This window comes from Vibrio fluvialis (genome assembly GCF_900460245.1).
GTDB lineage: Bacteria > Pseudomonadota > Gammaproteobacteria > Enterobacterales > Vibrionaceae > Vibrio > Vibrio fluvialis.
In genome coordinates, this window is the sequence record NZ_UHIP01000001.1 from 1,662,567 (window position 1) to 1,679,366 (window position 16,800).

The window sequence follows — 16,800 nt, forward strand, 5'->3', positions numbered from 1 at the left end:
ATCGCGCTGACTTCGCAAACCGGGTCAGCGCGTTATTACATCTGTTGCACTTTCTTATATACTGCTGATGGCTTTTTAAAATTCTGTCACGTCAGGCAGAAAATCTATAATATAGAGCATTAACTCTAAAACCCTATTCTGAGCTAAAGCATGAAAGTGAAATCCATCAGTATTCTGATGTGTTCGCTGTTGGGGACCTCGTCAGTATTCGCTGCGCCTATCTCTTTCCAGCAAGCCTGGGAAATATTGCAGCAAAACAATAATTCATTAGCTGCTGAACGAGCCAACGTCGAACACTTTGAACACCTGCAAGACTCGACATCGAATCTGAATTTGCCTTCCGTGACGGTTGGTGCCAATTACACGCGTCTTGATCAGGATGTGACTGTATCAGCAAAGCAAATCGTCAACAGCGCCGGGGGGATTCCTGCTTCCCTCGCGGCCTATGCCCCTTTATTCGCTTCTCTGGGCTCGCTGACCTCTACCATTACTGAGCGCGACGTGTTCAGTTCTTCCATTCGCGCCGTGTGGCCCATTTTCACAGGTGGTCGTATTACTGCGGCGCAAGATGCAGCGGAAGGAAAAAAAGAAGAAGCGCAAAGCAAGCTGGCGATGGAAACCCAAGCTCGCTATGAAGATCTCGCCAAATACTATTTCAGTGTTGTCCTCGCCAGAGAAGTGTTGCAAACCCGCATCGCCGTAGAGCAAGGTCTGACCAAACATCGCGACAATGCCATTAAACTTGAGCAGCAAGGCCAGATCGCACATGTCGAACGCCTGCAGGCGGATGCCTCGTTGGACAAAGCCACCGTCGAGCGTAAAAAAGCACAAAAGGATCTCGATATCGCGCAGAGCGCACTGACACAAATCCTCAGCCAGAATCAAACCGTTGAACCAAGTGGCGGCCTGTTTATTAATAACAGCCTGCCGCCAATGAGCGCTTTCATTGATCAAACACTGGCTACTTATCCGGGACTGGATATGCTGGCAGCCAAAGAGAAGCAGGCCTCCAGCCTCATCAAAGCGGAAAAAGGCAAATACTATCCTGAGGTCTATCTTTACGGAACCTACAACCTCTACGAAGATGACTCGCTTGCCAGCCAAATCGCGCCAGACTGGATGGTTGGAGTGGGCGTCAACGTGCCGCTGATTGAAAACACAGGCCGCAGCTCGCAAGTGAAAGCCGCCAGCAGCACCGTGACGCAGGTGAAATATCTGCGCGCGCAAGCCAAGCAAGATCTCAGTGTGTTGGTTGAGAAAACCTACAAAGAGGCCGAGCAGGCACTGGAAGAAGTTCAGGGGCTCAATTCAAGCCTGAAATTGGCAGAGGAGAACCTCTCTCTGCGCCAGAAAGCGTTCAGCCAAGGGCTATCGACCTCTCTGGATGTGGTGGATGCCGAACTCTATCTAGCCAGCATTCGTACCCAACAAGCGGCGGCCGGATTTAATTATCTGATTTCGCTCACCAAACTTCTGGCGATCTCCAGCGAAATGACCACCTTCCCGCAATACACCCAGAGTGCGATTCCTCTGGTCACTCAGCATTCTAATAACCAGTTCAACACGCAAAAGGATCCTTCATGAAAGCGGCAAAATCCTCTCTTCTTGCAGTCACTGTCTTAGCAGCCGCGGGCTGGATTGGTTACAGCTTTTATCAGGCCTACCAACCAGAGCCTGTGCGCTTGCAAGGCCAGATTGAATCTCAGCAATACAGCATCTCGTCCAAAGTACCGGGGCGAATCGATCAGGTTTACGTGCGTAAAGGCGATGAAGTGAAAAAAGGTCAGCTGATTTTCACCCTGCACAGCCCGGAAATTGAAGCCAAACTGGAACAAGCCATCGCGGGTCAGAAAGCTGCTGGCGCGCTGGCACAAGAAGCCGAAAATGGCGCTCGCGAGCAACAGATTCGCGCCGCGAAAGACCAATGGATGAAAGCCAAAGCCGCGGCTGAACTGGCAGAGAAAACCTACCTGCGCGTGAACAACCTGTATAAAGATGGCGTGGTTGCCGAACAGAAACGTGATGAGGCCAATACTCAGTGGCAAGCGGCGAAATACACCGAAAGCGCGGCATTCCAGATGTATGAAATGGCCAAAGAAGGCGCTCGCGCAGAAACCAAACAAGCCGCGCAGGAGAAAGCGCGTATGGCCGCAGGTGCCGTAGCGGAAGTAGAAGCTTATGCCGCAGACACAAAAATCGAAAGCTGGTTCGATGGTGAAGTGTCGCAGGTGTTAATGCAAAGCGGCGAACTGGCTCCTCAGGGTTTTCCTGTGGTGACGGTGGTTGATCGCGAAGATTCGTGGGCAGTGCTGAACGTGCGTGAGGATCTGTTGAGTCATTTCCAGAAAGGCACCACGTTTAATGCCTATCTGCCTGCGCTGAACAAGTCGTTGGAGTTTAAAGTGACCCATGTCGCCGTGATGGGTGATTTCGCGACTTGGCGCTCAACTGATGCTGCGCAAGGTTTTGACCTGCGTACCTTTGAAGTAGAAGCTCGCCCGACTGCGCCAGAAACGAATCTGCGCATGGGCATGAGCGTGGTGGTTGAGTTGTAAGTGATGCGCCGCGCTATCCCCTCGCAATGGCAACTGCTGCGTCATGATCACTGGTTACTGGCCTGCCTGACCTGGGTACCCATTCTGCTGGCCGGTTCCATCTGGTGGATCTTTTCTGCGGGTGTGGTTCAGAATCTGCCGATTGGTGTGGTCGATTTGTCACACAGCCAGCTTTCACGTCAGTTAGTCAGAGAGCTGGATGCCACGTCAACGCTGTCAGTCACGCGCCAATATCAGAACGTGGCTCAAGCTAAAGATGACATGGTAACCAGCGACATTTATGCGTATGTGGTGATTCCCTATCAGTTTGATAAAGCCATTTATCGTGGCGAACAGCCGAGAGTCACTACTTTTTACAACAGTCAGTACATTCTGGTTGGTCGTTTAATTAACTCAGCGGTAGTGCAAGCGCAGGGAACACTCAACGCTCAGATTGACGTGGTGAAAACACTCGCTTCCGGTGAACAAACCACACTGAGCGCCATGGGCCGTTCCGTTCCGGTACGCACGCAAATTACGGCGCTGTTTAACAAAAACACCAACTACGCCCAGTTTCTGGTGTCTGCGATTGTGCCGGCATTGTGGCAGATTGTGGTTGTAGTCAGTACCATTTTGATTCTGACTGCCAACTATCGCGAATACGGACTGAAAGCCTGGTTGGGTGACAAACCGCTGTTGAATCTGATTCGTACGTTATTGCCTTACTACCCGATGTTTGTGCTGCAAGGCGCAGCGTTTCTCATCTGGTTTTACTCACTGCTGCAGTGGCCAATGCATGGGAGTTTCGCGGTACTGATTGGCGCACAAATGCTGACAGCCGTTGCCTGCATGATCATGGGCGCCGCGTTCTACTTCCTCACGCTCGATCCAGCGCGCGCAATGAGTTTTGCTGGTGCGTTCACCGCGCCCAGCTTTGCCTTCATGGGCATCACCTTTCCGACCTCCGATATGGGTTCTCTGGCTCAGGCATGGCGCAGCCTACTGCCCATCAGTCACTATATTGAAGTCCAGGTCAGTCAGGTCAGTTACGGACTGAGCGCAGCAAAATCGCTGTCCCATTTATGGCCAATGGTGGGCTATGTGCTGCCACTGCTGCTGACGTTAGCGTTAATTCGCAAGCATCAAAGCAAAGAGCAAACCGTAAGGAGTACTCATGACCCTGTTTGAACTGTTTAAAGCCGAGCTCAAAGCCCTGCTGACCAATCCGGTGGTCATGCTCACCATGATTGGCGGCGTGGTGTTCTATTCGTTCCTGTATCCGCTTCCCTACAGCCATCAAACGCCGCGCGAGCAAAAAATCACGGTGGTCAATCTCGACAAAAGCCAGGCCAGCTATCAGTTAGAGCGAATGGTGGATGCCACACCTCAGGTGCAGGTGGTTCAACGGGACCATTCGATTGAAGACGCGAAACACGCTTTTCTCGATGGCAAAGTCAGCGGAATTCTGGTGATCCCGGAACATTTTTATAAAGACTTGCTGCTGGGTAAAAGCCCGACACTGGCGTATGCCGGTGATGCGTCCTATTTTCTGGTCTACGGCACGATTGTTGAGGGCCTGGCGCAGGCGGGCGGCACACTGTCGGCCAAAGCCAAAGTTTCGCGTCTGGTGATCGACGGTGAGCCGATGGCACTGGCTGCCCATCACTATTCAGCCATGCAGTCCAATCTCAAACCGACTTTCAACCCACGTATGGGCTACGTCGATTATGTCGTTCCGGCCGTCTTCGTACTGATTTTGCAACAAACGCTGGCGATGTCTTCAGGTTTGATGGTGGGAACGCAGAAGCAAGGCCGGGGTTATTGGAGCCGCGTGTCACCGCTGCGTTTGATTCTGGTGCGTAGCGCGATCATCGTTGCGATCTATTATCTGCTCAGCATGTACTATTTCGGAGCGAGTTTTACCAGCCACGGAGTGAACACCCTCGCCAGTGGCGGACAGCTCCTCACCCTCTTGCTGCCCTTCTTGCTCAGTGCGTGTTTTATCGGCATCTGGCTTGGCGCATTAACGCCACGCCGGGAACTGGTGACACTGGTAGTACTGATCAGCTCAATGCCATTGGTATTTTCAGCTGGCTTTATCTGGCCTGTTGAGGCAATTCCAGCCCCGCTGGTTTGGATATCAAAACTGTTTCCGAGTACGCCGGGGATTCAGGGCTTTTTGGCGTTAAACCAGATGGGCGCAGAATGGCGTCAGATAGCGCCTCAATGGACACTGTTGTGGCTGCAAACGTTCGTCTGGGGCACGCTGGCTTGGTGGCAGTTTACGCGCACTGGTCAAGGTGAGTTGGCACATCGCGATTAATCGCTTCAGTCCTGCCACTTTTGGCGCATACGCTCGATAGTGGCGGAGTCGACACCGTGAACATTCGGGAAATCCCCCCGACAGACTTTGGTAACTAATCTGGCGCGATATTTTCGCGCCAGATTTTTATACGCAGTCATTTCCCAATGACGCACAAACGTGTTCGCCACCACCACGCTATTCCCCTGCGCCAATGCGCGTTCACATTCCCGCTGACACCACTCGTGCGCCTTGGAAATTAATTCCGGGCGGTAATGATATTCGCCCTGTGCGTTCTCAAAAAACATGTCCGCTTCCAGATGCACTCCGGGCAAGGTTTTCGCAAGGGTGGATTTGCCGGAGCCTGGCAGGCCGCGAATCAGGGTCAGAGTGAGTGGCATAGTGGGTTTGGAGTAGGAAAATCGTGGCTTTCATACTAACTTAAATTCGAGCCGGCTGCATTTTGCTATCGACAACTTTAGGGAGTTGGGTTATAAGTCTAGATGTATAGACGTCCAAACGTAACGCTTAGGGAGAAAGCTGTGCCAATTAAGATCCCCGATCAATTGCCTGCAACTGATGTTCTACGCAATGAAAATATCTTCGTGATGCCAGAATCGCGTGCCTCTACGCAAGAAATTCGTCCGCTTAAAGTTTTGATTTTGAACCTGATGCCGAAAAAGATTGAGACAGAGACACAGTTCCTGCGCCTGTTGTCCAACTCGCCACTTCAGGTGGACATTGAATTGTTGCGCATTGATGATCGCCCAAGCAAAAACACTCCAGAAGAGCACCTGAATGAGTTCTACCGTCAGTTTGAAATCGTTAGCCACCGTAACTTCGATGGCCTGATCATTACTGGCGCGCCTTTAGGTTTGGTGCAATTTGAGGATGTGGTGTATTGGGACCACCTACAACGGATCATGAAATGGGCCAAACAGCATGTCACCTCCACACTGTATGTGTGCTGGGCGGCGCAAGCTGGCCTGAAACTGTTGTACAACCTACCGAAACGCACCCGTGACGAGAAGCTCTCCGGCGTGTATCACCATGAAACCCTGCAGCCTTATCATCCGCTGACCCGAGGTTTTGATGATACGTTCCTTGCGCCTCATTCACGCTACGCGGATTTTGAGCCGGGTTTTTTAGAAACTCACACCGATCTGGATATTCTGGCCACCTCGGATGTGGCGGGGGTATATCTGGCCTCGACCAAAGACAAACGCAATGTGTTCGTCACTGGTCATCCAGAATACGATTCCCTGACTCTGCACCATGAGTATATTCGCGACTTGGGTGAAGGTCTGGAACCGGCAATTCCGGTCAACTACTACCTGAATGACGATCCGGACAACAAACCGCGCGCCAGCTGGCGTAGCCATGGTCATCTGCTGTTTGCGAACTGGCTCAACTACTGCGTGTACCAACAAACGCCGTACGATCTGGAGCACTTCAGCGAAGACAAATTCACCAAAGACGATTAAGTCTATCTCTCAGGCCGCTTTAGCGGCCTTTTCTTTATCCGCACGTTACGTTTTTACTCGCCTCGCATCCTTTGCGATTGACTCTCGTATGTTTGCCAACTGACTCGCAATGTTATTGCCGTTACCTAGGTTAACTTGCTGATGTGCTTATGATTGTGCATTGAAAAGGAGTGAGCGAATGAAACATGTATGGATACTGGCGTGCGTATTGAGTTTAACTGGCTGTATTACGGTGAAGGAGTCAGACAACAGCGATCTGAAAAGCGATCCGGTTGAGATGGCCGAATCACGTATCGCACTCGGGCTGGGTTACTTAGAAAACGGCAGCATGATCAAAGCGCGTGAAAATCTAGAAAGAGCGATGCAGCACGCGCCGCACTATTACCGCTCACAACTGTCGATGGCGCATTACTTTGAAACCGTTGGCGAAACCGACTCAGCCCGAGACACCTACCGCGCGGCACTGCGCGATCATCCCAAAAACGGCAATGTGCTCAACAATTACGGCACCTTTCTATGCAAACACGGCGAATATCAGCAGGCCGATAAGTACTTCAACCGCGCTGTCGAACAGCCTTACTACTACCTGATTTCCGCCAGCTATGAGAACGCCGCGTTTTGTTCACTCAAATCCGGCGACCCAGAAAAAGCCGCCTACTACTTCAAACGTGCTGTCGACCACGATCCGACACGGGTTCGGTCTTTACTGCAACTGGCGAAGCTGGAAATAGAACGGGGAGATTACACAGAAGCGAGAATCAAACTGCTGGCGTTTCATCAGCGTTACGGTTACCAAAAGGCATCTCTACAACTCTTGATTGAACTGGAAGAAAAGGCGGGTAATAAAGCACTGGAGAAAAAGTATCAGCAAGCGCTGGATGCTCTTTCTCCATCATAATTAGCGACGTTTACCAATGTTGGTTGGGCGGCCATCTTTGCCGCCTTTGCGATCGCGATAGTGCGTGCGGCGCAAACGGCGAACTTTAGTAGAGCGTTGAATTTTTTGGTATTCGCGATACAAGATACGAATAAACAGCACGAGACCAATCAACAAAATGACCGAAAACACGGAAAGAAACGGTACACATAGCCAATCAGGCTGACAGGGGGTATAGATTTCAAAGTCCATGACCAACCTCCTCTGCTGTTTATCCTGTTATTTACCTTAGCATTTTTTGCTCAACCACAGCTTGCGCTGCTCAGCATTTTGAAAACTCCATGCCACAAAGCGACTCACTTTCTGTCCTTGCTGCATCTCTACTACCTTTATCGACTGCACGCCAACTTTCTCCAGTTGTTTTTTCAACCAACGGACGTTGTCGCTCTTAGAAATCAGTGTCGTGAACCACAGCACTTGTTCTGCGAACTTCTGACTTTCCAACGCCATGTCTTTCACAAACGCCGCTTCGCCCCCCGGGCACCACAGTTCAGCTTTCTGCCCGCCGAAGTTCAGTGTCGGAGACACAGGCGCTGTTTTGGCCTGCTGAGTCTGAGCGACCCCTTTCTTAAGCTGGTTGTCGCGCAGATTGCGGATTTTACGCTCAGTGCCCTGCTGAGCCTCAGCCAGAGAAGCATGAAACGGAGGATTGCAGGTGGTGACATCATAACGCTCATCTTTGCCAATGATGCCACTGAACATTGCTTTGCTGTTTTTCTGCAATCGGCATTCAATGCGCCCTTTCAGCACTGGGTTGCCTTGCGCAATCAAATTTGCCTGTTTGACCGACGCCGGATCCACATCGCTGCCCGTGTAATTCCAGCCATATTCCGTTACACCAACTATCGGGTAAATGCAGTTCGCACCCACGCCAATATCCAACGCTTTCACCCTATTTTGCTTAAGTGCGGGGCACTCTTCAGTGAGCAAATCCGCTACACGGTGAATGTAATCCGCGCGCCCCGGAATTGGCGGGCAAAGATAGCCGGCAGGGATATCCCAGAACGTGACACCGTAATGATGAGCCAGCAATGCTTTGTTGAGCAGCTTCACCGCCACTGGGTCAGAAAACGGAATACTCCATTCCCCTTTCTGATTCTTAATCAGAAAACGTTCAAGCTCTGGCAGAGTTTTGCACAGCGCAGGGAAATCGTAATTGCCTTTGTGCTGGTTACGCGGATGCAAGCCCGCTTTACCTTTTAGAGGAGCCTGAGTATTTTTCTTCGTCATGGGCTTGCCCGTCGGCTTGTTACCTGATTGAGCTTTAGCCATCGGCTTAGCGCTGCGCTCCGATTTGCGCGTGAACGGACGTGTTGGTTTAGACATCGATTTTCTTTCCCGCCTTCAGTTCAAGCACCATCATATATAACCGTGCATCCAGTTCTAGCTGATGATAGTCCGGCTCCATATGACAGCACAGTTGATAGAAGGCTTTGTTGTGTTCTTTTTCGCGTAGATGCGCCAGTTCGTGCACCACCAGCATACGCAGCAAGGGTTCTGGTGCGTTTTTGAATGCGCTGGCTATACGGATTTCGTTCTTGGCTTTAATTTTGTTGCCGTGCACTCGGGACACATAAGTGTGTAATCCGAGCGCATTGTTAATGAGGTGAATCTTGCCGTCATACACCACTTTGCTCAGCGGCGCGGTTTTTTTCATGTACTGATTTTTGATATCCATCGTGTAGTTAAACAGCGCTTTTTCACTCTGAATATCGTGACGCTGCGGATAACGCTGCTCAAACCAAGACACCAACTTTCCAGATTCAACCATTCGCTGAACCGGTTCGAGAATGTGGGCAGGATAACCCTGAATGTATTTCAGTACAGGATGCATAACGGAAACGCTTTAACAGGCCAAAAATTTAGGGTCGCAAAGTGTAACCGAAACCCGGCTATGAATCATCCCGCCAATTTGCATCAACTGGCGTTCGCCGTTAAACTCTGCGCCTTTCTACTTTGCGAGCACCACCATGAAACGAGTTGTCCTTTACATTAAAGATAAATGCCCACACTGCAAAGATGCCCAGCGCTATCTGGATTCTAAAGGGGTGAAGTACCGTCTGTGTAACGCCAAAATGGAACGCGGCCGCAAAGAACTCGATGCGCTGGGTGTGCGCAGTGTACCGGTGCTGAAAATCGGTGACCGCGTGATGATTGGCTGGAATCCGACCAACTTCGATCGTATTTACAACAGCAAATAAACCCTAAACATATTGCTTCACGAACTCGATAAAAGTTCGGTCGGCATTAGACAAGTAGCCATCTTTGCGCCAGGCCAGCGCTAAATCGAGCCAGACTGGCGGGTGAAACGGAATCGCTTTCACCTCCGGTTCGTTATCCGTGACCAATTCCAGCAGCGCCGTGATCGCGTATTCATGTTTAACGATACTCAAAATCATTGGCAACAAATTGGTTTCAAAAGAAAAATTGGCGCTGAGTTTGTGTTCTTTACACACCTTATCGATAAATTCGCGGTGAAAGTAACCGGGCTTGAACATCACCAGTTCATGTTCAAAAAACTCTTTAAACTCTATCTGCTTACGCTGCGCCAGTTCGTGCTCTTTGCCCACCACGGCCACCATTTGTGACGACAACAACGGATCGACCTCCAGATCGGGTGGTAGATCGTGATTGAGAATTACGCCGATATCCAGCTCACCCGACAACAACATTTTCCGAATCGATTGAGTACCCGCTTCAATCACAGTCATTTTAAGATTGGGAAAATGACTCTTAAACGCCATCACGATTTCCGGAAAAAAGTACGATCCCATCATGCTCGGCGCGCCAAGACGTACTTCCCCTTTTACCAGCCCTTTGAGTTCATCCATTGCCAGTTGTGCATCTTCAATTTGCTGCAGAATGCGCGTGGCATGTTCCAGCAACACCGAACCCTCATGAGTGAGCGTCACTTTGCGTTCATCGCGTTTAAACAATACCACCCCGAGTTGTTGCTCAAACTTCTTAATCGAGATACTCAACGCAGGCTGCGCAATGTGCAGTTCCTGTGCGGCTTGGGTAAAGCTTTCATTGCGCGCTACCGTAACAAAATGTTTGAGATGACGGGTTTCCATAAGGCTCCAAGCTGTGGTGATAACCAAAACATTTGAGTCTGGCTTCTCCATATACAGAATATATGACAACAATAATTTTAATATATTTTATTAATTCGCATTGCACTGATACTTTGATCACATCGTCGTATGAGCCTAGTTTGAGTTGTCGCCATGATTGAATTGAGCAGCCCCCAGTATCGAAAAGTAACCTTCGCCCTCGCCTTTGGGTCATTTTTGGTTTTCTGTAACCTTTACCTGTTTCAACCGATGCTGCCTTATATGGCCAAACATTTCGCTGTTTCTGAAACGCAGATCAACTGGCTGTTCGCAGCGTCTACTTTAGCTCTTTCTGTCAGTTTAGTACCCTGGGCAATCAGCTCTGAGGCCATTGGTCGCCGCCGTGTGATGCTGCTTGGCCTGTTTGCGATGCCGATGATCGGAGCCGTGATGCTAATCAGCAGCGACTTCTGGGTTTTAGTTTTGGCGCGCGCACTAATGGGCGTGGCGCTGGCGGCGTTTGCGTCTGTTGCGGTTGCGTACATGGTCGAAGAGCTGTCACCACAAGCGTTCAGCAAAGCCATTGGCGGCTATATCGCTGCGAACTCATTGGGCGGCATCAGCGGACGTATTTTTGGTGGCCTGCTTACCGACGCACTGGGCTGGCAACAAGCGGTGATCGCAATGGCTGGCTTCACCTTTATCGGCGCGTTGATTGTACTGGCCTGCCTGCCCGTTCAAGTGAACTTCAAACCACAGCGCGGCATGTTTTTCCATCACAATCGCGCTCTGGTCAAACACCTTTCCAACCGCACTATTTGGCTGGCGATGCTGATTGGCGGCACCAATTTTGCGCTGTTTGTTAACCTTTATTCGGTCATGGGTTTTCGCTTGGTAGCCGAACCTTACTCAATGCCAATTGGCCTGGCTTCTCTGATTTTCCTCTGCTATCTGGCGGGTACGCTGAGTTCAAAACTCACCGCCAACTGGACCAAACGTTACCCGCCAATTACAGGTATGGTGGTGGGCGCCGCGCTGAGTATGTCCGGTATGTTGATTGCGCTGGTCGAATCGATTCCATTCATGATGCTGGGCCTCATGCTGATTAGCTTTGGTGCATTTTTCACCCATACATTGGCTTACGCCTGGGTCAGCCAGAAGGCGACCGAAGCCAAAGCGACCGCGACCGCGCTCTACTTGGTGCACTATTATGTGGGCGGCAGTCTGGGCGGGTTCTATCTGCTGTATTGCTGGCAACATGGCGGCTGGGAGATGGTGACCGCTGGCGGCATGGTGTTGTATGCCGTGTTGTTTACCCTGTGTTGGCGTCTGAGCCTGCGTCACAAAAGCAATGCAGCGACCAGCGCAACCACAGTGTTGAAATCTTCTCACTAAGTTGTGTTATTCTTGCCGCGAAATTTAAAACAACGACGACAAGAATATGAGCTCAACTACCGATAATCAGGCCGTCGCCGCCAGCGTAAACCAATGGTTAGACGATGTGGTGATTGGCCTGAACCTGTGCCCGTTTGCGGCCAAACCTCAGCGCAACCAACAAATTAAGATTTGTGTCAGCAACGCAACCCGCGAAGAGGATCTGCTGCAGGACATTCTTGATCAACTGCTGGAACTAGACACCAAAGAGCCGCAGGAGCTGGAAACCACTCTGGTCGTCGTGCCAGATATGCTGCAAGATTTCACCGACTACAACTTCTTTATCGACTGGGTGGAAGCTCTGATTCGCCAGCAAGATTGGGAAGGCGTTTTTCAGGTCGCCACATTCCATCCGAATTACTACTTTGCTGGTACTGAGCCGGAAGATGCGGAAAATCTCACCAACCGCGCGCCCTATCCGATCTTTCATCTGATCCGCGAAGAGAGTATGGAAAAAGTACTCAAACATTATCCGAATCCGGAAGCCATTCCCGATACCAATATTGAACGCGTGTCAAACCTCACCGAAGCAGAACGTAAGGCCTTGTTCCCTTATCTGTTCCGCTAGTGAAATGAACGGATTCGACGGTAGAAAAGTGGGACATCCACCAAATCTTAATGGGATTTAACCGTTGAAAATGCTACTCTTACGCCATCATTCTTAGTGAGAGAATAAAATGAGCAAATTAACGACAGATATTCAAGCCAACCTTGAATTGTTCATCAAAGAATCCCAAGAGAACAACCTTGTTTGGGGTCTGCGTAATGAAGAAGGCTGGTTGTCTTGTGAATCGACCGAGTTTGAAGACAGCGAAGTGATGCCCTTCTGGTCATCAAAAGAAGACGCGCAACTTCATAACGTCGAAGAGTGGGCCGATTTCGAAGTACTGGAAATCCCGCTGGATATCTTCGTTGAAGATTGGCTGATCACTCTGGGCGAAGATGGCGTGCTGGTTGGTACCAACTGGAACGCGAATCTGGATGGCAAAGAAGTTGAGCCTTCAGAACTCGCCAAGATGTATCTGTAATCTCTTCTGTTAAGGCGCTCACTGCAGCGCCTTAATTATTTCTGAACAACACGTTTTCTCTACATAGCCGCTAATGGCAAGCTCTGCTACCATTGGCGCTTTATTTCAAGCAATCGGACTGAAAGCATGCATTTATCTAAGCTGACGCAAGACATTTACGATCACCTTTACCGCGACATCACTGAGTTTCGTAGCACGTTTGACCTGCCAGTCGCCACTCCAGCCAGCCTGGATGACAAAGCAGATACGCTGCACACCTCTCTGGCGATTGAAGAACTGACCGAACTTGCCGAAGCGGACAACAAAACTGAGCAAGCGGATGCGATCGTCGATAGCGTTTATGTACTGATGGGACGTCTGGTGCACCTGGGTGATGCCAAAGTCAGCGATAACCTGGCGATCAGCTACCTGATTGACCTGCTGCTGAACGTTGCTGCGAACCGTGGTATCGACTTCCTTCCTTGCTGGGACGAAGTTCACAGCTCAAACATGAGTAAAGTGTGCCGCAACGAACAAGAATACTCAGAAACTGAAGCTTTCTACGCAGAACAAGGCATCAAACTGATGGCCGTGCAGAAAGGCGATTACATCATCGCAAAATGTGCGCAGGATTTTGTCTCTGAAGGTAAAACCATTCGTCAGGGCAAAGTACTGAAATCGGTTTACTACCGCCCTGCTGATCTGGCGAAGCTGACTCAATAAGCTCAGCATGCGAATAAAAAAAGCCAGAGTACTCTCTGGCTTCTTTTGATCAGGTGGAACTAGTCTTCGATCGTTTTATGACCGCAGTTTTCACAGATAAGGTGGCGAGAAAATTCGTCCATTGACGCAACAAAGCTTCCGAGCGCCCAACCTTTAACGGCACCCGCAATAAACTCTTTCCATTTTCTATGGGGATCATCCTGATAAGGGCTCGGCTTCCTCACCAGAATCACGATGTGATGCGTTTCCACGCCACACGGATGACACAAGTGAACTTCCGTCTGTCTCAACATCATCTGCTGTCCTTTACTCCACCTACCAGCCATTAAGCTTCCCGCAAAGCAATATACACGCTCACGGTATTCGCATTTTCATAATGCTCAAAATCGGTAGTGTATGCACGAGTGTGTTCGCACTCTTCGGCACTGAAATAACGCCATACTGACTGCCACGCTTCAATTACCGCGGCAGGGAAATCACCTTGGGCAGTAAATTTCAGATAACTTCCCGGTTCGATAGTGACAGACTGCAGGGGGGCTTTTGCTTCTGCTACCTGATCTGATCCCATCAGCACATCGAACTCGCCGTTAACGTCCGATGCATAGTTGAAGTACACACTGTATGCACGGGCGCCAGCCGCATAGTCAATATGGACATTGGCGTCGACGTACGCGACATGAGCGGGTATTTTCGCCCGTTGAGGATTCATTTCATCCGCATTGCACGTTCGCAGCGTCAGTCCCCGAATCTCTTTTTGTGCCACCTTAACCTGTTCCAAACCCTGCTCCTGATTTTGAATGTTGTTGTCCTGCGCGATAACTCCGTTTACCCGCTTGGGTGAACTCGCTGTTTTTCATGATAAATCACTCTACGCGCATCTTAAGCCATTCACTCTAACAATCATATGAAACCTATTGATTTAGCTGGGTCACACTATGAAAATTTGACTTGTCAGTGAGCTTCACTATCATACCCAACGACATATCCGTACGCGTTAACGTCAATCAACGCACTCGTTCTCATGTATATGAGCGCTGTGTGTTGATGTGTCTGCAAAGTACGCAGTGCGGAGATCTGTTTATGAATCACAAACCCTCCTTTCTTGTCATCCTGTCGCTGATCTTTATTGCGGGGTTTTCCCTGCGACCCGGCATCACCTCCATCGCTCCGGCTCTATCCGAGATTCAAACGCATTTTCAAGTGCCTGAGAGTTTATTGGGATTACTGACCGCTATTCCGGTCATGTGTATGGGGCTGCTCTCTCCCCTTGCCCATTGGGTGGCACAACGCGCAGGAATAAAGATGACGTTGTTGATCGGTTTTATGTTGGTAGCCGTTGGTGAAACGCTTCGTGTGCAGACATACTGGTTCAGCGTTCTGCTGTTCACATCTCTGTTGGTGGGGATTGGTGATGCGCTGATTAGGCCAGTGCTGTCTGGCTTTATCAAGCAGCACTCAGGGCGATATACGCCACTTGCAATTGGTTGGTATGCTGCATCCATGGGCATCGGTTCTGGCTGTGCGGCGATTCTGACCACGCCTGTTGGCTCCGCTTTGGGCGGTTTTGAGTTTGGCCTTGCGATTTGGGCCCTGCCAACGCTGCTGAGTCTGATTGCCTTTTCAACAGGCATGCCATCCCGTGAACAAGATTCTTACTCTGTAGTCAACGTTGTACTGGTGGTTAAACGATCTCTGATCATCGCGTTAACGCTATTGTTTGGCCTTCAATCAGGATTGAATTACGCCATCGCGGCGTGGTTGCCGCAATGGTTGATCGCTCAGGGCGAAAGCGCAACTGCTGCCAATCAGTGCACCTTTGTGTTTATCATCATCGGTACACTTACCAGCCTTAGCTATCCGCTGTTTGTTGCTTCACTGCGTCATAGCGAAAGCAGAACCGTTTTGTTGGCCACGGCGCTGTTGACCCTCGCTCCAATCTGCTATGTAGCCAACGGTCCTGTTTGGTTGTTGATAGGATTACTCAGCATGAGCATTGGTATTTTCTTCCCGTTGGTACTGCAACTGCCGTTGGCAGTAACGCATACACCAACCGACGCTATTCGTCTGTCCGGCATCGTTCAAAGCTTAGGATATTTGCTTGGCGGTCTCGCGCCTGCGGCTGTCGGGGTGATGGCCAAGCAGTATGGCGTCATAGACGCTTTGGATGGAATCGTCCTGATCATCACCTTGAGTATGACAGTGACCGCGGGGTGCCTGGCTTATTGGCTGAAGCGATAACGCTCCTTTCGTGAGGCTCAGCACTGCTTAGTCTTGGTACTAAGCAGTGCTTTTACTTCAACCATTTATACATCACCAGGCTATCCACATAACCTAAACGGCCATGCCGGTAGGCTTTAGGCAATCTGCCGATAATCGTAAACCCCAGTTTCTGCCATAAGCTCACTGCGATTTCGTTAGTCGAAACCACACTGTTGAACTGCATCGCTTCAAAGCCAAGCGCCAAGGCTTGTTGCTGTGAATCTTCACACATTTGGCGCGCGATCCCTTTTCCCCGGGCCTCATCTGCGACCATATAGCCGCAATTACAAATGTGATTGCTCGGCCCCATCGCGTTGGGTTTGATGTAATACGTTCCCAGAACTGCATCACCGTCAACATAGACGTAAGTCTTCAGCGGCGCTTCACACCACAATTGATACGCTTGGTCTTGGGTCATGTGCGGATCATAGGCATACGTTTCTTGAGCCTGAATGATGCGTGAAAATGTTGGCCAGAAGGATGCAAAATCCGCTCGGTTGATTTCCCTTAACACTTAACGTCTCCCTGATGACATAGTTTGGTGAGTTGGGTTACTTTCAGCGTTGTTTTTTAACTCAACCCTCAAATAAGCCGCGTTTCACAGTACCATATCTTGTGAATCGTTTTTGAATGTTTTGTTGTGTGACTGTGACGTGCGATTTTTCTTGGCTAAGCGGATAGAATTCATATGCACTCCGTGCAATAGAATAAAAAGGGAGTTACATGAAAACGCTTATCTATGAAACTTTGATTAGCCTTGCTAGCCAAGAACCTGAACAACACGCCCAGATCCGACAAAATCTTTACGAGCAGTTAGATTTGCCGTTCGATAAGCAACTGGCGTTGTATTCTTGTGCGCTTGGTCCTGCCAGCTCCGGAAAACTTGAGAGTTCTGAAGGCATTCATAATGCTGTGGATTGCGCGGTTAAACTACTGGAAACCCCAGAGCATTAATCAAGTCCACCTCTCACTCACGGCCCAATCCCCCAGGGCCGTTTTTGTTTCTCACTTCCCTTGTATCCCGAATGCCCTAGGTATCAGTTCATACACATTGGTACTATGCTTTG

Annotated in this window: 21 protein-coding genes; 13 read left to right on the forward strand and 8 right to left on the reverse strand. The window is 50.0% G+C overall.

What is annotated here, in order from left to right; all coding sequences use genetic code 11:
- The first annotated feature begins 150 nt into the window (after window positions 1-150).
- The 4 genes from DYA43_RS07825 to DYA43_RS07840 are packed head-to-tail and all read left to right on the forward strand — an operon-like array spanning window position 151 to window position 4,857.
- Window positions 151-1,584 (forward strand): TolC family protein, encoded by a 1,434-nt coding sequence (locus DYA43_RS07825; RefSeq protein WP_061056577.1) that lies wholly within the window; start codon window positions 151-153, stop codon window positions 1,582-1,584.
- Window positions 1,581-2,555, forward strand: coding sequence for an HlyD family secretion protein (locus tag DYA43_RS07830; protein ID WP_024374143.1), 975 nt, complete (start codon window positions 1,581-1,583; stop codon window positions 2,553-2,555). Before DYA43_RS07825 ends, DYA43_RS07830 begins: the two co-directional genes overlap by 4 nt.
- Before the next feature lie 3 nt (window positions 2,556-2,558).
- Entirely contained in the window at window positions 2,559-3,722 is a 1,164-nt protein-coding gene (locus DYA43_RS07835; RefSeq protein WP_061056578.1) for an ABC transporter permease, read from the forward strand.
- Window positions 3,709-4,857: an ABC transporter permease gene (locus DYA43_RS07840; RefSeq protein WP_020327486.1), complete on the forward strand. Its 1,149-nt coding sequence runs from the start codon at window positions 3,709-3,711 to the stop codon at window positions 4,855-4,857. Before DYA43_RS07835 ends, DYA43_RS07840 begins: the two co-directional genes overlap by 14 nt.
- Window positions 4,858-4,862: 5 nt before the next feature.
- Here DYA43_RS07840 and DYA43_RS07845 read toward each other — a convergent pair whose 3' ends face one another.
- Window positions 4,863-5,237, reverse strand: coding sequence for an ATP-binding protein (locus DYA43_RS07845; RefSeq protein ID WP_061056579.1), 375 nt, complete (start codon window positions 5,235-5,237; stop codon window positions 4,863-4,865).
- Window positions 5,238-5,378: 141 nt separating this feature from the next.
- Here DYA43_RS07845 and metA point away from each other — a divergent pair, with 141 nt between their 5' ends.
- Both metA and pilW read left to right on the forward strand, forming a co-directional pair.
- The gene (metA, locus tag DYA43_RS07850) at window positions 5,379-6,320 is read left to right on the forward strand and encodes a homoserine O-acetyltransferase MetA (protein WP_020327487.1); all 942 of its coding nucleotides are present in this window, start codon (window positions 5,379-5,381) and stop codon (window positions 6,318-6,320) included.
- 178 nt (window positions 6,321-6,498) lie between these two features.
- Window positions 6,499-7,218, forward strand: a complete 720-nt coding sequence (gene pilW / locus DYA43_RS07855) for a type IV pilus biogenesis/stability protein PilW (RefSeq protein WP_061056580.1) — start codon at window positions 6,499-6,501, stop codon at window positions 7,216-7,218.
- On the opposite strand, the gene DYA43_RS07860 is transcribed toward pilW, so the two are convergent.
- The 3 genes from DYA43_RS07860 to DYA43_RS07870 are packed head-to-tail and all read right to left on the reverse strand — an operon-like array spanning window position 7,219 to window position 9,091.
- Window positions 7,219-7,449, reverse strand: a complete 231-nt coding sequence (locus DYA43_RS07860; RefSeq protein ID WP_020327489.1) for a hypothetical protein — start codon at window positions 7,447-7,449, stop codon at window positions 7,219-7,221. It abuts the gene before it with no gap.
- A gap of 36 nt (window positions 7,450-7,485) precedes the next feature.
- Complete coding sequence (rlmF, locus tag DYA43_RS07865) at window positions 7,486-8,583, reverse strand: 23S rRNA (adenine(1618)-N(6))-methyltransferase RlmF (protein WP_061056581.1); 1,098 nt, start codon at window positions 8,581-8,583, stop codon at window positions 7,486-7,488.
- Window positions 8,576-9,091, reverse strand: a complete 516-nt coding sequence (locus DYA43_RS07870) for a M48 metallopeptidase family protein (protein WP_020432533.1) — start codon at window positions 9,089-9,091, stop codon at window positions 8,576-8,578. The genes rlmF and DYA43_RS07870 overlap by 8 nt, the downstream gene beginning before the upstream one ends.
- A 136-nt stretch (window positions 9,092-9,227) precedes the next feature.
- On the opposite strand from DYA43_RS07870, the gene DYA43_RS07875 reads away from it, so the two are divergent.
- The gene (locus tag DYA43_RS07875; protein ID WP_055452327.1) at window positions 9,228-9,458 is read left to right on the forward strand and encodes a glutaredoxin family protein; all 231 of its coding nucleotides are present in this window, start codon (window positions 9,228-9,230) and stop codon (window positions 9,456-9,458) included.
- 3 nt (window positions 9,459-9,461) lie between these two features.
- Here DYA43_RS07875 and DYA43_RS07880 read toward each other — a convergent pair whose 3' ends face one another.
- Window positions 9,462-10,331, reverse strand: coding sequence for a LysR family transcriptional regulator (locus tag DYA43_RS07880; RefSeq protein WP_032081651.1), 870 nt, complete (start codon window positions 10,329-10,331; stop codon window positions 9,462-9,464).
- A gap of 153 nt (window positions 10,332-10,484) precedes the next feature.
- Between DYA43_RS07880 and DYA43_RS07885 the strand changes: the two genes are divergently transcribed.
- The 4 genes from DYA43_RS07885 (at window position 10,485) to DYA43_RS07900 (ending at window position 13,474) form a co-directional block, all read left to right on the forward strand.
- On the forward strand, window positions 10,485-11,705 hold the full coding sequence (locus DYA43_RS07885) for an MFS transporter (RefSeq protein WP_024374149.1): 1,221 nt from the start codon (window positions 10,485-10,487) through the stop codon (window positions 11,703-11,705).
- Between the two features lie 46 nt (window positions 11,706-11,751).
- Entirely contained in the window at window positions 11,752-12,312 is a 561-nt protein-coding gene (locus tag DYA43_RS07890) for a DUF1415 domain-containing protein (RefSeq protein ID WP_020432541.1), read from the forward strand.
- Between the two features lie 109 nt (window positions 12,313-12,421).
- Window positions 12,422-12,772, forward strand: a complete 351-nt coding sequence (locus DYA43_RS07895; RefSeq protein WP_020432542.1) for a DUF2750 domain-containing protein — start codon at window positions 12,422-12,424, stop codon at window positions 12,770-12,772.
- A 126-nt stretch (window positions 12,773-12,898) separates the two neighbouring features.
- Window positions 12,899-13,474 (forward strand): nucleoside triphosphate pyrophosphohydrolase family protein, encoded by a 576-nt coding sequence (locus DYA43_RS07900; RefSeq protein ID WP_024374151.1) that lies wholly within the window; start codon window positions 12,899-12,901, stop codon window positions 13,472-13,474.
- A gap of 59 nt (window positions 13,475-13,533) precedes the next feature.
- Here DYA43_RS07900 and DYA43_RS07905 read toward each other — a convergent pair whose 3' ends face one another.
- Complete coding sequence (locus DYA43_RS07905) at window positions 13,534-13,767, reverse strand: hypothetical protein (protein ID WP_061057225.1); 234 nt, start codon at window positions 13,765-13,767, stop codon at window positions 13,534-13,536.
- Between the two features lie 32 nt (window positions 13,768-13,799).
- Window positions 13,800-14,252: a GyrI-like domain-containing protein gene (locus tag DYA43_RS07910; protein WP_020432547.1), complete on the reverse strand. Its 453-nt coding sequence runs from the start codon at window positions 14,250-14,252 to the stop codon at window positions 13,800-13,802.
- A 302-nt stretch (window positions 14,253-14,554) separates the two neighbouring features.
- On the opposite strand from DYA43_RS07910, the gene DYA43_RS07915 reads away from it, so the two are divergent.
- On the forward strand, window positions 14,555-15,712 hold the full coding sequence (locus tag DYA43_RS07915) for an MFS transporter (protein ID WP_162268964.1): 1,158 nt from the start codon (window positions 14,555-14,557) through the stop codon (window positions 15,710-15,712).
- Window positions 15,713-15,764: 52 nt separating this feature from the next.
- On the opposite strand, the gene DYA43_RS07920 is transcribed toward DYA43_RS07915, so the two are convergent.
- Entirely contained in the window at window positions 15,765-16,247 is a 483-nt protein-coding gene (locus DYA43_RS07920) for a GNAT family N-acetyltransferase (protein WP_061056583.1), read from the reverse strand.
- Window positions 16,248-16,456: 209 nt separating this feature from the next.
- Here DYA43_RS07920 and DYA43_RS07925 point away from each other — a divergent pair, with 209 nt between their 5' ends.
- A complete protein-coding gene (locus DYA43_RS07925) occupies window positions 16,457-16,687 on the forward strand; it encodes a PAS factor family protein (RefSeq protein ID WP_020327515.1) in 231 nt (76 codons plus the stop codon).
- Window positions 16,688-16,800 lie beyond the last annotated feature (113 nt).

Bases quoted from the DNA above. Each gene is read 5' to 3' on its own strand.
- DYA43_RS07895 (WP_020432542.1), top strand. From the start codon at position 12,422: ATGAGCAAATTAACGACAGATATTCAAGCCAACCTTGAATTGTTCATC.
- DYA43_RS07875 (WP_055452327.1), top strand. From the start codon at position 9,228: ATGAAACGAGTTGTCCTTTACATTAAAGATAAATGCCCACACTGCAAA.
- DYA43_RS07915 (WP_162268964.1), top strand. From the start codon at position 14,555: ATGAATCACAAACCCTCCTTTCTTGTCATCCTGTCGCTGATCTTTATT.
- DYA43_RS07905 (WP_061057225.1), bottom strand. From the start codon at position 13,767: ATGTTGAGACAGACGGAAGTTCACTTGTGTCATCCGTGTGGCGTGGAA.
- DYA43_RS07890 (WP_020432541.1), top strand. From the start codon at position 11,752: ATGAGCTCAACTACCGATAATCAGGCCGTCGCCGCCAGCGTAAACCAA.
- DYA43_RS07885 (WP_024374149.1), top strand. From the start codon at position 10,485: ATGATTGAATTGAGCAGCCCCCAGTATCGAAAAGTAACCTTCGCCCTC.
- DYA43_RS07835 (WP_061056578.1), top strand. From the start codon at position 2,559: ATGCGCCGCGCTATCCCCTCGCAATGGCAACTGCTGCGTCATGATCAC.
- pilW (WP_061056580.1), top strand. From the start codon at position 6,499: ATGAAACATGTATGGATACTGGCGTGCGTATTGAGTTTAACTGGCTGT.
- rlmF (WP_061056581.1), bottom strand. From the start codon at position 8,583: ATGTCTAAACCAACACGTCCGTTCACGCGCAAATCGGAGCGCAGCGCT.
- DYA43_RS07860 (WP_020327489.1), bottom strand. From the start codon at position 7,449: ATGGACTTTGAAATCTATACCCCCTGTCAGCCTGATTGGCTATGTGTA.
- DYA43_RS07900 (WP_024374151.1), top strand. From the start codon at position 12,899: ATGCATTTATCTAAGCTGACGCAAGACATTTACGATCACCTTTACCGC.
- DYA43_RS07830 (WP_024374143.1), top strand. From the start codon at position 1,581: ATGAAAGCGGCAAAATCCTCTCTTCTTGCAGTCACTGTCTTAGCAGCC.
- DYA43_RS07825 (WP_061056577.1), top strand. From the start codon at position 151: ATGAAAGTGAAATCCATCAGTATTCTGATGTGTTCGCTGTTGGGGACC.
- DYA43_RS07925 (WP_020327515.1), top strand. From the start codon at position 16,457: ATGAAAACGCTTATCTATGAAACTTTGATTAGCCTTGCTAGCCAAGAA.
- DYA43_RS07845 (WP_061056579.1), bottom strand. From the start codon at position 5,237: ATGCCACTCACTCTGACCCTGATTCGCGGCCTGCCAGGCTCCGGCAAA.
- DYA43_RS07870 (WP_020432533.1), bottom strand. From the start codon at position 9,091: ATGCATCCTGTACTGAAATACATTCAGGGTTATCCTGCCCACATTCTC.
- DYA43_RS07840 (WP_020327486.1), top strand. From the start codon at position 3,709: ATGACCCTGTTTGAACTGTTTAAAGCCGAGCTCAAAGCCCTGCTGACC.
- DYA43_RS07880 (WP_032081651.1), bottom strand. From the start codon at position 10,331: ATGGAAACCCGTCATCTCAAACATTTTGTTACGGTAGCGCGCAATGAA.